We start from the raw sequence: 13,967 nt of genomic DNA on the forward strand, positions 1-13,967 counted from the left end.
TATCTGGAAACTGAGTGGAGATCTCTTAGTGAGTTAATTGATATGCTGCTTTTATCTGGTAAAGTTCATTTAACTGTGTAAAAACAAAAGCCGCATGCAGATTAATCCAGAACCAAAACAAACAGATACAAGAATGAACTGAGAATAGTCTGAAATTCGCTTAATTAAAGAAGTACCCGCGAACTGAATTTATTTAAGCTGAAAACCATCGAACAGTGGTGTAGTTATTATGAAAGAGAACCGACGACTTGCATAGGGATTTTGAACTTTAAGCTTCTCATTACTTCCGTTTTTTTCTACGTTAATATTATGGCTTTTTAAAATTTCAATCTATGTAACGGCGCATGAAATGATCTAAAATATTACGTTTATAACTTAATCATTTATTATCAATTTTAGATTTAGCTAATGAATTATCCATTATCATTACAAGTGTATAGAAAAAAACAAAGAGCCTGGGACAAAAGCCTTAACAAAATAATGAGATCCGCTGAAAATCTACTTGAGATTTCAGCAGATCTTATTTGTTTATGTAAGAAAAAGGAGCACGGCTTTGGATATAATAAAGTCATCACAACAAATCATAGAAAGGATGCTCCTTATGTATACTCAATATACCATGGACCAAACTGCCTTACCATTAGAAATGAACTGTTAACTTACCAGAAAATCACATCGTCTACTCTATTCATCAAGTTGTGGAAGATTTAGATGACTCGCAGTATCGCTTAATTAAAAATGACTTTGATCGGCCGGTTTTTCACCCGAAATTTCTACTCAAAACACGACTACTTACCTATTCAGACGGGATCTTTCCCTGTCGAAAAATCGAAAAAATGATGCAAAAAAATATATCGATGCAATGATTAGCAGGTCAAACGTTAGTATCTTACCGTACACTCAATCGATTCAGGGTATCCGAGAAAACTAAAGACATTTTACAAGATCTTTATTGTACTTTTTCTTCGGTTAAAAGAAGAACAATCGTTTCAAGGTAAAGCATTATTTATAGATGGTACAAAGTTTGAAGCAGATGCCAGCCAATAAATATAGCTTTGTATTGGAAGAACTCTGTAGATCGATTCTACTCGAATTTAAAAGAAAAAGAAATTCACTACTATGAAGAAGAGATCGCCCCACTCATCGATCAAGCGGTCGAAAGAGATCAAAATCAGGGTTTACTAAAGAAGAAGGCACTCAATTTACAGTAAATGTAAACTTGATGTAGAACCAACTTTCGGATAGGTGAAGATCAATTTGACATTCAATCGATCTTCATGGTCAATAAACAAGAAGAAACCCTGAAAGAATTGTAAAAATTCAATTCTTTCAGGGTTTCTCTATACTTAAAGATTTTCAAAGACTTTTGTCCCAGCGCCTTAGAAATTATACTATTTTGGTGCTATAGATGCTTCGTAAATTGATTTAATTGCATCTGATAGATGTTTATCGAATTCTTCTTCTGTCTGGTCCGCACTTAAATCTTGTGATAAAGCACGAGAAAAGCTTGCAATCAATCCTTTATTTTTAGAAAGTTTTTCGTTTGCTTCTTCTCGGCTATATCCACCTGATAAAGCAACTACGCGTAATACATTAGGATGTTCACTGAATTCAGTGTATAATCCAGCATTGGTTGGAATGGTTAACTTCAACATAACTTGTGTGTCTTCATCCAATTGATCCAAGTGTGATTTGATTTCAGCTTTCAATAATTCTTCTGATTCCACTTTATCTTCACTATAGACATCTACTTCAGGCTCTATGATTGGCATCAGTCCCGCTTTAACAATCTGCATAGCAACTTCAAACTGCTGATCGACAACCTTTTTAATGCCTTCTTTATTTGCTTCTTTGATGACAGAACGCATTTTTGTTCCAAAAACATGATGGTCAACGGCTCTTTTGAGCAATTGGTCCAAATCTGGCATTGGTTTCATGATTTGAACACCTTCTGCCTCTTCTGCTAACCCTTTATCAACTTTAAGGAAAGGGATGATTCCTTTTTCTTCCCACAAGAAATCTGCAGTATATTTATCATCAATCAAGCGATCCATTGTGTTTTCAAAAAGAATCGCACCTAATATATATTCGGAAGTAAACGAAGGACTTTTTATGACCCGTGTTCTCATCTCGTGAACTAGAGTAAACATTTCATCATCTGTGGAGTATGCCGTTTCCGGAACACCATACGCTTTTAATGCTTTTGGCGTACTTCCGCCACTTTGATCCAGCGCCGCAATAAACCCTTCTCCAGAACCCATTCGTTTCAATTGTTCTTTATTCAATTAAACCATTCCTTTCGTATAATAAACTTAGTATATCTTTACTCTTTTATTATAACGCTCCTACATTAGATTGTTAAAGGAAATCACTTTATTTTCTCTAAGTTATTTCTGAATATACGCCGTACTTCCTGTCGCTGTCTTTTCAACAATGATATGTGCAGGAATGCGTGTCTTTAACTCGTCTACATGAGAAATAATACCAACTAATCGACCTTTCTGATGCAGATCAAGTAAGGTCTGGACCGCCATATCCAATGAATCAGAATCCAACGTTCCAAATCCTTCGTCCACAAATAGAGTATCCACGCTGACGCCGCCATTCTGGTTTTGAATTACATCACTTAGTCCTAACGCTAACGCTAGTGAAGCTTTAAAGGTTTCCCCTCCAGATAGCGTATGCACACTTCTTGTTTTTCCAGTGTAATGATCAAACACTTCCATATCCAATCCTTGTTTCCCGGAACCTTTTCCTTTCTCTAGTTGACGCTGCAGCTCATAGCGGTGATTGGTCATTTGGCTGAATCTTTGATTGGCTGCAATCAGAATTTCTTCAAAATAGATGCCTAAAACATACCGTTCAAATGAGATATAATCTGTCTCTTTGGATCCATTGGCCAGGGTAGAGAGTGCTCCGTACAGTTGATATTCTTTCTCCACTTGACTGCTTTGTTTCTGATAATCTTGAATTGCTTCTGTAGCTCGTTTGTTCTGTGAAGATGAGGTCAGCAGCTTATCTCTTTGTGTTTCACACTCACTCGCTTGGGTCTTGATTTGAATTATTTCTGCTTCATATACTGATTTCTCTTTGATTGGACCAACTGTTTTCAGGTTTTCCTCTATTTGTTTTATTCTATCCTGATTGACCAGCACAGCCGTTCTATATTCTTCTATTTCTTTGACAAACGTTTCTTTTTCTACTTCTTCCAATAAATACTCTGCAAAAGCTTCGCCCAATTGACTAGTTTCCTTTAACTGCTTGAATTTTTTTATCAGCTGTTCTTTTTTGGCTGTCGTTTCTACCAGTTGAGATTCAGTCAGCTCAATAGCTGTTTTAGTTGAAGCTAATTCACTTTTCAATATACTCATACTGTTTTGAAGTGTTTTATGAGTGGTTTCCGTTGTTTGTATATACTGCTCTTTTTCTTTTATAGCTTGCTGGATAGCCTGTTTAGATTGAGCATTCAGTTGTCCTTTTAGCTTGACTTGTTCTTCTGTTAATTCTTGTTTTCTAACTGTGGCGAAATCGATAGTAGACTCACATTTTTGGAGATCTGTCCTAATACGACTTTCTTCTTTGCGCAACTCCTCCAGTTTTCGTTTCAGATCTGCTTCTTCACCTGCTTGCTTTTCTCCTGTTTCAAGTTCTTTCTTGAACACCTGTAACTGGTTTTGAAGTTCTTGCTCTTCTGCTACACCTTTATTGAATGCTGCACCTGTTTCTGAAGGATCGATTTCTAAACGAGCAGAACGAGATTGGATATCTATTGTAAGATTTTCCAGTTTCGCTGAGACTTGTGTAAATCGAGTATTTGTTTCTTTTTCTGCCAGCTCCAATGCTTCCAGTTCCTCTTTTGTCAGGCTTTCTTTACCTCCCGTTGCTTTAGCTGGATGATGGACAGATCCACACACAGCACAAGGTTCACCCTCAACTAGTTCTTTAGCCAGAACACTCGCTAAGTTTGAGTAGTAAGCCGCTTTTCCTTTGACGAGTTCATGATAAGCTTTTTCTTTTGCTGCTTTTACTTCGATATAAGTTTTGTTTAATTCGACCTCTTCTTTTTGAAGAGCACAAATCCTATTTAATTCTTCATTGCGGTTACTTAATTGTTGAAGCGTTTCTTTAGAAGTTGAAATGGTTTCTTTCAGGTCTTCGAGTTTAATCTTTAAGTCTGCGATCAGCTTTAAGTCCGTCTCTGTTTTTTCAGTTGTTTTTCCCACTTCCTCTAACGCTTCTTTCAAAGTTTCGCATGTTTCCTGTTTCTCTTGAATTATTTCTTCTTGTTGTTTGATCAATTGCTCTTTTTCTTCTACTTGATCAAAGACTTTCCATTCATCATTTAGTTTCGTAATTTCAGTTCGGACAAGTGCTAACTGATTAAGTTCTTCTTTTACAGCTTCCAGTTTTGCTGATTCTGTTTTTTCTTTTTCGATTAACTCAGCTTGCTTTTCTCTTAATTCTTCAAGCTGAGTCGTTTTATTTTGGATCTGTTGTTCTGTTTCATCCACTGTCGTCTTAGCTTCAACTATTTTTTGAGCTTCAGTATGCTTTTGGACTGCTGATTCTTTTTGTTTGATGGTGTCTTCTCTGGTATTCAATTCATTTTTCTCATTTGTATATTTTTCTTGCTGTTCCAACCAGCCGATGACTTGTTCATGTAATTTCAGTTCATTTTGATAGTGAGAAATTTTTTCTTTTACTGCTGATAACTCTTTTTCTTCTTTATCGATACTCTCTTCCAGAACGGCCAATGTTTTTTCCACATCATACTGTTCAATAGCTTTCTCCAGAACTTCATTATCTTCGATCGCTATACTCGAAAAAGCTTGTTTTATAGCCTGTGTATGGCTTTTACGCTGGTCTTCCAGAATCTTGGTTCTGGTTTTTAGCTTTTCTTGAAACTGCTCAATCTGCTTAGTCTGAAAAATATTTCTGAAAATAATTTCTTTGTCGCCACTGTTTGACTCAAGCATCTTTTTGAACGATCCTTGCGGCAGCATAACAATTTGTCTGAACTGGTCATACGTCAGTCCTAAGATTTCTTGGATCTCATCATTGGCTTCTTTTACTTTGGTCGTGACTTTACCGTCTTTGTGTAATTCCACATTTGATTGAATCTGTTTTGTTTTTGAACGTGATCCAGGACCGATTTGTGTTGGTTCACGGCGAATAAAGTAGCTTTTTTCTCCTAATTCAAATTCAAGTTCGACGTAACAGAGATCTGTATCTTTAGCGAACTGTGATTTGAAAGTATCTTTCTGGCGAGAATCTCCGCTTGCCGAATCAAACAAAGCATAAGCAATGGCATCAAATATCGTTGTCTTACCTGCTCCAGTTGGTCCGCTGACCAGAAATAAAGAAGACTGGGCTAACTGAGTAAAATCTATTTCAACTTTGCCTTTATAAGGACCAAAAGCATTCATGACTAATTTTAATGGGCGCATCAGTTTTCTCCTTTCTGGACTTCATTCATTACTAGTTCTACAGCAGACTTTTGATTTTCGTCCATCGTATCTTGTTTGTAAGTCGTATAAAAATCTTCAAACAGCTCTACCATGGACTTTTTCTGAAGCGTTTCTTGTGTCTGCTTCGCTGTTTTTGAATCATTTCTTTCGCGACCAACATACTCTAATCCCATTGCAAAAGGATAGCGTCTTCTCAACTGATTCATCGCATCCATCACGTAATTTTTATCTTCAAGCTCAAAAAAAGTATAATGACTAGATTCACTTTGCATTAATTCTTCAAATGTCCCACGCAGTACCTGCATATCTCGTAACGGTTCGATTTCAATCGGCTCTACTTCCAATTTATCTTTCTCGATTTCAACGATCCAGCTTTTCTTCTTATGAGGAACTTCAGATTTTGAGTATTTCAATGGCGATCCACTATATCTGACTTTTTCCCATTTCACTTTCTGGGCTTTATGCAAATGTCCTAGCGCAACATAATCAAAGTCTTCAAAGATGCCAGCATCCACAAATTCCGCTGTACCAATACTTAAGGGTCTTTCTGAATCAGAATCTTCTACTGACTCTTTTGTCTGATTCACAATATATCCATGTGCAATCAGAATGTTTGTTTCTTCTAAGTTCATACTTGCTTTCATTAATTCTATTTGGGCTTTAGTAGCATCTTCCAAATCTTTGATATCGTCTTGTTCCAGCAACTGTCTGACAGTAATATGATCGGCAAAAGGTAATAAATAGAAATTCACACCATTGATTGTTACTTTTCTCGGTGTTTTTTTAACCATTCCCTCAATAAATAAATTGCTCGTTTCAAGTAGCTCTGCAGCATATTCTAACCGTTCGTTACTATCATGATTACCGGCTATCGCTAACACTGGAATACCTGCTTCTTTGATTAATCTGGTAATGATTTTATTTGCCAGTGTCACAGCTTCTTTCGGTGGAATTGCCCGATCATATAAATCTCCTGCCATAATCAATACATCAATATTCAATTCTTTTACTTTATCAACTAACTGATTTAAATAATATTCTTGATCTTCCAACATAGAAAATTCATTAACAATTTTCCCGATATGCCAGTCTGCTGTATGTAAAATCCGCATGTCCAGTCTCCAATCTCTACTCTATAATTGTTTTCATTTTAACAAAAACCTTCATTTATAGAAACATATATTTGGTTTAATTTTTTTATTTGAACTGGTACAATATTCTTTATTAATAGTTAATTTAAATTTGAAACTTTTTTACCCTAAAAAGAACTACTCTAAGAATGTACATGATGATTCTGGTAGTATTACTCAATTTGGAGGAAGCATTTATGATTCAAACTGTTTTATCAGCAATAGCTGTTTATATATCTACCAGCATTGATTATTTGTTTATCTTAATGATTATTTTTTCTCAAAGCTATACTAGAAAAGGGCTTTTTCAGATTTATAGTGGTCAATATATCGGGACTGGTATCTTGGTAGCCGTGAGCTTATTCGCTGCTTATGTATTAAATTTCATTCCTCAAGACTGGTTGATCGGACTGCTTGGATTGATTCCGATTTTCTTAGGGGTTCGTATCGCCTTGCTGGGAGAAAGCGAAGAAGAAGAGGGGAAAGTGGTCGAGAAACTGGAACAACGAGGATCTACACGCTTATTGTGGATTGTCACTCTGCTCACTATTGCTTCTGGCGGTGATAATCTAGGAATTTATATTCCTTACTTTACTTCTCTCTCCTTTTCAGAAATTATAGTGATACTGATTGTATTCTTCATATCAACCTTTCTTCTTTGCCAGATTAGTTACAAATTAGTGAAAATCTCTTTTGTATCTGAAACGATTGAAAAATATGAGCGAATCATTGTCCCGGTCGTATTCATTGGACTTGGACTATATATCATGTTAGAAAATGGCACTATTAATACTTTACTGTATATATAAGAAATATTTCGATTGTTACTTTAGTGGTATCCGACCAATATACTGATATAATAAAAGTGACAATTCTCGTAAGTGAATCGTTCAAACTTTTTACATGAGAAAGGTGGATTAAACCATGGAAAAGTTAAAAAACATGAAAATCCCCGAGACGGAAGACGACTACGGAACATTTCAATTAGATGCGATGGGTGATTTATTTTTTAAATATAAAATAAATTTTAATGGAGAACCGAAACTATTACCTGAATTACTAATGGATGATTCTGTTTATATAAATAATAATGGGATCCAATTAGATCCTAACTCTATTTTATTCAAAACAGCTCAAAAGGATTTAACCGATTATTTTGAAGAACAAAACTTAAAATTAAGATGATTGCGAGGTATAAAATGAAAAATATCAAGATGACAATTGAGTATGATGGTGGTAGATACTTAGGTTGGCAAAGACTCGGTGATTCGGACAAGACCATTCAAGGAAAAACAGAAAATATTCTAACCAAAATGACCGGTTCCGAAATTGAGATTGTAGGTTCAGGTCGCACAGATGCAGGTACTCACGCCAAAGGACAGGTAGCTAATTTCAAGACATCAATCGATATGGATCTCCCTACAATGCAGGAGTATCTGATTCGATATCTTCCTCAAGATATCATCGTCAAAGAATTGGAAGAAGTTCCGGAAAGGTTCCATGCCAGGTATCATGCCGTCGGGAAAAAATATAGCTATTACGTCTGGAATAACGTTGTTCCTTCTGCTTTTGAGCGCAATTACAGCTTCCATTACTCTGAACAATTGGATTTGGAGAAAATGAATAAAGCCTGTGAAAAATTAATAGGAAGACACGACTTCATCGGTTTTTCTGCTCTTAAAAAATCCAAAAAATCAACTGTGCGAACCATTGATGAAATTTCTATCCAGAGAGAAGACAATTTACTGCACTTTACGTTTATAGGGGAAGGCTTTCTATACAAAATGGTTAGAATTCTTATGGGAACACTCCTAGAAATTGGTTCAGGAATTACAGCTTTGGAAGTAATTGACACTATATTTGAGAGTGGCATTAGAAGCGAAGCCGGGATGACCGTCCCCGCTCAAGGCCTTTTTCTGGATGAAGTATATTATAATTAAAAAGCGCAAGTAATTTTCAAATACTCCATCTATAATATGTACCAACAGAAACTAATCTATCAAAGTAAAAAACAATCATTTGATTTGACGAAAGCTATTCAAAGAATGATTTTTATTAACTAACTAGCCATTATATCCAAACATAACAGCCCAAAATAATAAATATAACGATATCAATATAATGATTACGCCTAAAATTATACTCATTAGCGCTGTAGATTTGCTTTGCTTTCTGACTTTTGTTCCAGCCACTACAAGCATGATACCCCCAAATAAAAAGATAAGTTCAAATAGCAAGATTGGCCATCTGATTTCTAATACTTCTTGTAAAAGATAGATTATTTCCATAAGTGCCCTCCTTCGCTCAGTATATTGAATAGAGAATTTCATAATGCATAGACTAAAGAACTGTTCATTTAAGTTATTTTACCATATATAATTGATATTATGATAAGATCAATTATCACGCTCTCAAAAATGAATAATGGGTAAAGTTTAAAAAGGAGGACCCAATTTATGTCAAAAATAAAAAATATGAAATTTCCTGATCATCAATCGGATTACGGAACATTTCAACTAAATGCTATGGCTGATTTGTTTTTCAAGTATAAAATTGAATCCAACGGTGAACCAAGGTTACTGCCGGAATTCTTACTTGATGATTCTGTTTATTTTAACAATAAGGGACTTTACTTGAATCCTAATTCAGTTCTATTCAATGCTGCAGAGAAAGATTTGAACAACTACTTTGAAAAAAATAAAATCTACTTCCTTAATGAGTTACTTTAACTTCACTCTGACAAGGTCTCTTTTCTCTAAAATTAGAGGAAAGAGCTTTTTTATTTTTTAAACAGAACTTTTTTATCTCAAATTTAAACTACTATATTTTAAAAATATTTGCTATAAAGGCGTTGCTTAAAAATCCACTTGGTGATATACTCAGTTTATAATAATTACAATGTAATAAAAAATATAAACTGGAGGCGGAATTATGATTATTGACTATAAAGACCACGGAAAAGAACCTTACGTAATTAATATTGAAGATGCCACAACTAAAAATTCGAATTATCGTACAACCATTTGGACTGGTGAAAAGTTGCAGGTAACTGTAATGTCTATAGAACCAGGCGATGATATCGGGTTGGAAGTGCATCACGGGATCGACCAATTTATTCGTATTGAAAAGGGCACTGGATTATGCAAAATGGGCCCTACTGAAAACAATTTGAATGTTGAGGAAACTGTATCTGATGATGATGCTGTTTTTGTACCTGCTGATATGTGGCACAATATTGAAAATATTGGAGACGAACCCCTTAAACTTTACACCATTTATGCTGGCCCTGATCATCTAGAAGGAACCGTTCATCCTACCCATAAGGATGCAGAAAATGATCCAAATGAACATTAACTATTAAAAGTACAGAATAAAAACCGTTTATACCTTCTACAAAGGATAAACGGTTTTATTCTGTCATTTTTATTACTAAGAAATCACTTCTGACTAAAATTATTGATTATTGAGATCCATTTGACGAATACCTTCTTCTAAAATCTCAATTTGACGGATTGTTTCTTCGTCCTTCACTATTTTTTCTTTCCCATTTACTAATGATTCGTATATTCCTTGATAAATACGGCTATAATCTCCTACTTCTGACACCACTTTTTCTTCATGGTATCGTCCTGCCTCATCCATATAGTATAAAGTACCGTAATGCTCGGGGAGATCTACACCAAAGTCTTTATTGTCAGGCATATAAAATAACTTCAAGTGTTCTTCTTGACGATCTTTTGTCTCTTTGATAAAAGTTCCTTTTGTACCATAGACAACAAAACTTGGCCGTTCTTTCATTCTGAAATAACTTGATTTTACAGATACTTTCAAATTGCCAGCGTAATGTAAGTCCAAATCAAAATAATCATTCATTCGACCACTTCCCAAAAGTTGGCGGACGTCATAATTCACTTTGTTTGGGCTACCAAAATAAGATATAACTTGATCTACAGTATGACATGCATGAGTGTATAAGAAACTATCTAATGGACTGAATGTGTCACTAGATTGTGGTACTTCTGGTCGGAAGTAGTCAAAATGCATATCCATCTCAAAAACTTCACCTAGTACGCCACTTTCAATTACTTTTTGCACAGTTAAAAAGTCGGAATCGAAGCGACGATTCTGATAACATTGAATAAATAACCCTTTTTCTTCTGCTAAAGCAAATAACTCTTTCGCTTGTTCAGAAGTTTCAGAAAAAGGTTTTTCTACTAATGCATTTTTTCCATTGATCAGTGCTTCTTTAGCTAAATCATAATGACTTTGTGGGGGTGTAGAAATAACCACTAACTGAACGTCAGAATCATTCCATATTTCGTTAATATCTTTAACATACTCTACCCCTGGTAAAGCATCCCAAGGAGATTGATCTTCCGGGGATAATATTTTCTTGATTTTGATATTTTCAACTTTACTTGAAAATGGAATATGATAGCGATTGGCACTCTTTCCATTACCGATATAAGCAATAGTTAACATAAAAGTAGTTCCTCCTATATATTTTTCTATTTTACTAAGCACCCGCTGATTTTCAGATTAAATCTTTTACTTACATTTAGCGTTGCTTATTCAATATCATTTAACCATTAAAAAAAACATAAGTAAATAAATCTTAAAAAGTAGACATTTTATTCAAAAACTTTGTCCTTTACGAAGATAAATGTGGAATTTCTTTTCATGATCTATAGATTGACAAGAAATAGGGAATCATTCAAAATATAATCAGGAGGTCTATTATGATGATTTTAACTGCACTTCAAAAACAAATTGGATTTAACGACTCAGAAAGAGCACTGGCTGATTACATATTAAATAATCGCGAAAAAGTCTTGGATTATTCTATACAATCTTTATCACAAAACACTTTCACTTCAACTTCTACTATTGTTCGTTTTTGTCGTAAAATAGGTCTAAAAGGATATAAAGACTTTAAAATCAAGTGGTCTGCAGAACTGCAAAAAGAATATAACGCTATAACAAATGTAAATCCTGACTTCCCCTTTACAGAAGACGATTCCTACAAAGAAATACAAAAAAAGATTTTAGAATTATTTACAGAATCACTGCAGAAAACTCATTCAATCAACTCAAATGAAAGTATGGAAGAAGCTGTTGATCTTCTACTTAAAGCAAGAAGAATTGGTATTTTTGCGTATGGAGATACTTATCTTCCAGCCTTGAATTTCCAGAATAAAATGATGAAAATCGATATGCCTGTTCAGTTATCTGTTCTTCCGGGAGAAAACCGCCATTTAGCGGCTAATTTCGGGAAAGAAGACTGTGCTATTATTCTCTCGTATAGTGGAGAAAGTAAAAATAATTACTTTATTACAAATATTTTGAAAAAAAATCATGCCTGCATTATTGTTGTTTCTGCAAATCCTGATTCTCACATTGCTAGTCTGGCTGATTTAATTCTTCCTGTTGCAAAAAGTGAAAGTAAATCTGTAAAACTTTCAACTTTTTCATCTCAAATCGCTATAGATTATATCTTAAACACTTTATATGGTTGTATTTTTGTGGCAAACTATGAAAAAAACCAGGCTAAGCGTATTGAATCCGAAACTTTACTGCTAAATGATCGATTCGATTCTTGAAAATGAGTATATAAAAACTAGACTAGCTGTCCCCTATCATCTTAAGGAGGATCAACTAGTCTAGTTTCTATTACTTATTTATATCGAGCATTATCAAATAACTTAGCATGTTTGATGTCTTCTATTGTCTGCGTTCCAGCCAGCTGCATTACGCGTTTCAGATCTGTTTCGAAGTATTCGAGGACAGACTGCACGCCTTTCCAACCTCCCAATGCTAATCCATAAAGCATCGGACGACCGAGTGCTACGATATCTGCCCCACTCGCTAGCGCTTTAAAGATATGTTCTCCGCGACGAATGCCACTGTCAAATATAATTGGGACGCGATTTCCGACAGCTCTTGAAATTTCTGCGAGTGTATCAAAAGATCCTGGTGCACCATCTAACTGACGTCCGCCATGATTAGACACCCATACTCCAGAAGCTCCTACACCAATAGCCAGCAGGGCATCTTCAGGTGTCTGAATCCCTTTAACAATAACCGGCAGCCCAGAGTAACTTGTTAGAAACTCAACATCTTTCGGGCTGATTTTCTGTTTAGATTGTGCATAAATATTATTCAGCGACATATTCTCTCCGCTGCCAGATAAATAACGAGAAACAATCGGCATACCAAATGGGTAGACAAATTTGTTTCGAATATCGGTTTCTCTATTCCCACTCAGAGTAGCATCGGCGGTCAAGATGATGGCAGTTGCTCCATCTTTTTTTGCTTCATCAACAATCAGTTTGTTCAATTCATCGTCCTTACTCATATAGAGCTGGAACCACCTAGGAGATCCTTTCAATCCTTCTTCAATTTCTTCAAAAGTTGCGCCAGAGTAAGCACTGATTGACATAATCGTTCCATATTCTGAAACTCCTCTAGCTGTTCCGGCTTCTTTTGTTGCATGTGCTAGCCCGTGTGCCGCAATAGGTGCCATGATAAAAGGGGCTGGGATATTATGTCCTAAGATAGTGGTCTTTGTATCTGGATTTTCGACATCTGCTAATACTCTAGGTAAAATGCCTTTGTGGTTAAAAGAATCTATATTCTGTTTCTTTGTATATTCATCCCCGGAACCGCCAGATATATATCCATATCCACCACTTGGCATAACTTCTTTTGCTAATTCTTCCAGTTCAAAAGTATTCACTATGTCAATTTCTTTCACTTCTGTTGGTGCATTATATTGATTGCTTTTATCTTCTGACAAAGCGTTCACTCCTTTTATCAATTGAGATAGTTGATTAAAATTTTAATTATAAAAATTATAGTACTATATCGTTTAATTTTACTGTAAACGGTTTTATAAATCAAAGCAATCAACTCTCTTTTTTACATTTGCGGGGTAATATCAATAACAACTTCCCCACGTTCATCCAGTAACGGTGTAATACTACTTCCGCCACCTACCCAAGACTGTAGATAATTCACACCTGTTTCGGTTCTGTTGCAAAGTTTTAAATAAAGAATAAAATCCCTTACGGTATCTATGATTTAAGCTGGGATTCCCAATAATACCTTGATTTCAGTACAGACCGAAAACCCGAAGAGAGTGCCTTCTTTTCGGGTTTTCTTATATAATCCTCGAATGGCTTCCATGCCTTTAATCGTGGTAGAAGCAGTGCGTAAACTTCGATAGAATTTATTGCGTCTCTTTACTGGACGATGGTCTTGTTCAATCAAATTATTCAGGTATTTAATGGTACGATGTTCTGTCCCTTGATAAAAGCCGTATTCTTTTAGTTTCTTAAAGGCACTTGTAATAGAGGGGGCTTTATCTGTG

14 protein-coding genes and 1 pseudogene are annotated in these 13,967 nt (G+C 35.3%); 7 read left to right on the forward strand and 8 right to left on the reverse strand.

Annotated elements, in window-relative coordinates:
• Positions 1-698: 698 nt before the first annotated feature.
• Entirely contained in the window at positions 699-866 is a 168-nt protein-coding gene (locus BM212_RS13010) for a hypothetical protein (protein ID WP_483869208.1), read from the forward strand.
• A gap of 525 nt (positions 867-1,391) precedes the next feature.
• Here BM212_RS13010 and BM212_RS01670 read toward each other — a convergent pair.
• The 3 genes from BM212_RS01670 to BM212_RS01680 all read right to left on the reverse strand — a co-directional run bounded on the left by BM212_RS01670 (position 1,392) and on the right by BM212_RS01680 (position 6,580).
• Positions 1,392-2,285 (reverse strand): fructose bisphosphate aldolase, encoded by an 894-nt coding sequence (locus BM212_RS01670; RefSeq protein ID WP_072693833.1) that lies wholly within the window; start codon positions 2,283-2,285, stop codon positions 1,392-1,394.
• Positions 2,286-2,387: 102 nt separating this feature from the next.
• Positions 2,388-5,447 (reverse strand): AAA family ATPase, encoded by a 3,060-nt coding sequence (locus BM212_RS01675; RefSeq protein WP_091895691.1) that lies wholly within the window; start codon positions 5,445-5,447, stop codon positions 2,388-2,390.
• Positions 5,447-6,580 carry an exonuclease SbcCD subunit D gene (locus tag BM212_RS01680; protein ID WP_091895694.1) on the reverse strand — a complete coding sequence of 378 codons (1,134 nt, stop codon included), beginning with the start codon at positions 6,578-6,580 and terminating at the stop codon, positions 5,447-5,449. Before BM212_RS01680 ends, BM212_RS01675 begins: the two co-directional genes overlap by 1 nt.
• Before the next feature lie 215 nt (positions 6,581-6,795).
• Between BM212_RS01680 and BM212_RS01685 the strand changes: the two genes are divergently transcribed.
• From BM212_RS01685 to truA, 3 genes are all read left to right on the forward strand, one after another.
• Positions 6,796-7,407, forward strand: coding sequence for a CadD family cadmium resistance transporter (locus BM212_RS01685; RefSeq protein WP_091895697.1), 612 nt, complete (start codon positions 6,796-6,798; stop codon positions 7,405-7,407).
• A gap of 115 nt (positions 7,408-7,522) precedes the next feature.
• The gene (locus tag BM212_RS01690) at positions 7,523-7,783 is read left to right on the forward strand and encodes a hypothetical protein (RefSeq protein ID WP_091895699.1); all 261 of its coding nucleotides are present in this window, start codon (positions 7,523-7,525) and stop codon (positions 7,781-7,783) included.
• Positions 7,784-7,797: 14 nt separating this feature from the next.
• The gene (gene truA, locus BM212_RS01695; RefSeq protein ID WP_091895702.1) at positions 7,798-8,538 is read left to right on the forward strand and encodes a tRNA pseudouridine(38-40) synthase TruA; all 741 of its coding nucleotides are present in this window, start codon (positions 7,798-7,800) and stop codon (positions 8,536-8,538) included.
• 123 nt (positions 8,539-8,661) lie between these two features.
• On the opposite strand, the gene BM212_RS01700 is transcribed toward truA, so the two are convergent.
• Positions 8,662-8,886, reverse strand: a complete 225-nt coding sequence (locus tag BM212_RS01700; protein ID WP_091895705.1) for a hypothetical protein — start codon at positions 8,884-8,886, stop codon at positions 8,662-8,664.
• 168 nt (positions 8,887-9,054) lie between these two features.
• Here BM212_RS01700 and BM212_RS01705 point away from each other — a divergent pair, with 168 nt between their 5' ends.
• Positions 9,055-9,327 (forward strand): hypothetical protein, encoded by a 273-nt coding sequence (locus tag BM212_RS01705; protein ID WP_091895708.1) that lies wholly within the window; start codon positions 9,055-9,057, stop codon positions 9,325-9,327.
• A 202-nt stretch (positions 9,328-9,529) separates the two neighbouring features.
• Entirely contained in the window at positions 9,530-9,952 is a 423-nt protein-coding gene (locus tag BM212_RS01710; RefSeq protein ID WP_091895711.1) for a cupin domain-containing protein, read from the forward strand.
• Positions 9,953-10,051: 99 nt separating this feature from the next.
• On the opposite strand, the gene BM212_RS01715 is transcribed toward BM212_RS01710, so the two are convergent.
• On the reverse strand, positions 10,052-11,080 hold the full coding sequence (locus tag BM212_RS01715; protein WP_072693820.1) for a Gfo/Idh/MocA family oxidoreductase: 1,029 nt from the start codon (positions 11,078-11,080) through the stop codon (positions 10,052-10,054).
• Between the two features lie 257 nt (positions 11,081-11,337).
• On the opposite strand from BM212_RS01715, the gene BM212_RS01720 reads away from it, so the two are divergent.
• Positions 11,338-12,198, forward strand: a complete 861-nt coding sequence (locus BM212_RS01720) for a MurR/RpiR family transcriptional regulator (protein WP_072693821.1) — start codon at positions 11,338-11,340, stop codon at positions 12,196-12,198.
• Between the two features lie 74 nt (positions 12,199-12,272).
• Here BM212_RS01720 and BM212_RS01725 read toward each other — a convergent pair whose 3' ends face one another.
• The 3 genes and pseudogenes from BM212_RS01725 to BM212_RS01730 form a co-directional block, all read right to left on the reverse strand.
• The gene (locus BM212_RS01725; RefSeq protein WP_072693822.1) at positions 12,273-13,394 is read right to left on the reverse strand and encodes a lactate oxidase; all 1,122 of its coding nucleotides are present in this window, start codon (positions 13,392-13,394) and stop codon (positions 12,273-12,275) included.
• 122 nt (positions 13,395-13,516) lie between these two features.
• On the reverse strand, positions 13,517-13,615 hold the full coding sequence (locus tag BM212_RS12790) for a DUF6440 family protein (RefSeq protein WP_232226926.1): 99 nt from the start codon (positions 13,613-13,615) through the stop codon (positions 13,517-13,519).
• A 63-nt stretch (positions 13,616-13,678) separates the two neighbouring features.
• Positions 13,679-13,967: pseudogene (locus BM212_RS01730) on the reverse strand (IS6-like element IS1216 family transposase); the annotation flags it as partial.

This window comes from Marinilactibacillus piezotolerans, assembly GCF_900114235.1.
GTDB lineage: Bacteria > Bacillota > Bacilli > Lactobacillales > Carnobacteriaceae_A > Marinilactibacillus > Marinilactibacillus piezotolerans.

Coding starts and splice junctions, on each gene's coding strand:
- BM212_RS01710 (WP_091895711.1), top strand. CDS start 9,530: ATGATTATTGACTATAAAGACCACGGAAAAGAACCTTACGTAATTAAT.
- BM212_RS01715 (WP_072693820.1), bottom strand. CDS start 11,080: ATGTTAACTATTGCTTATATCGGTAATGGAAAGAGTGCCAATCGCTAT.
- BM212_RS01700 (WP_091895705.1), bottom strand. CDS start 8,886: ATGGAAATAATCTATCTTTTACAAGAAGTATTAGAAATCAGATGGCCA.
- BM212_RS01690 (WP_091895699.1), top strand. CDS start 7,523: ATGGAAAAGTTAAAAAACATGAAAATCCCCGAGACGGAAGACGACTAC.
- truA (WP_091895702.1), top strand. CDS start 7,798: ATGAAAAATATCAAGATGACAATTGAGTATGATGGTGGTAGATACTTA.
- BM212_RS01675 (WP_091895691.1), bottom strand. CDS start 5,447: ATGCGCCCATTAAAATTAGTCATGAATGCTTTTGGTCCTTATAAAGGC.
- BM212_RS01705 (WP_091895708.1), top strand. CDS start 9,055: ATGTCAAAAATAAAAAATATGAAATTTCCTGATCATCAATCGGATTAC.
- BM212_RS01685 (WP_091895697.1), top strand. CDS start 6,796: ATGATTCAAACTGTTTTATCAGCAATAGCTGTTTATATATCTACCAGC.
- BM212_RS01680 (WP_091895694.1), bottom strand. CDS start 6,580: ATGCGGATTTTACATACAGCAGACTGGCATATCGGGAAAATTGTTAAT.
- BM212_RS01720 (WP_072693821.1), top strand. CDS start 11,338: ATGATGATTTTAACTGCACTTCAAAAACAAATTGGATTTAACGACTCA.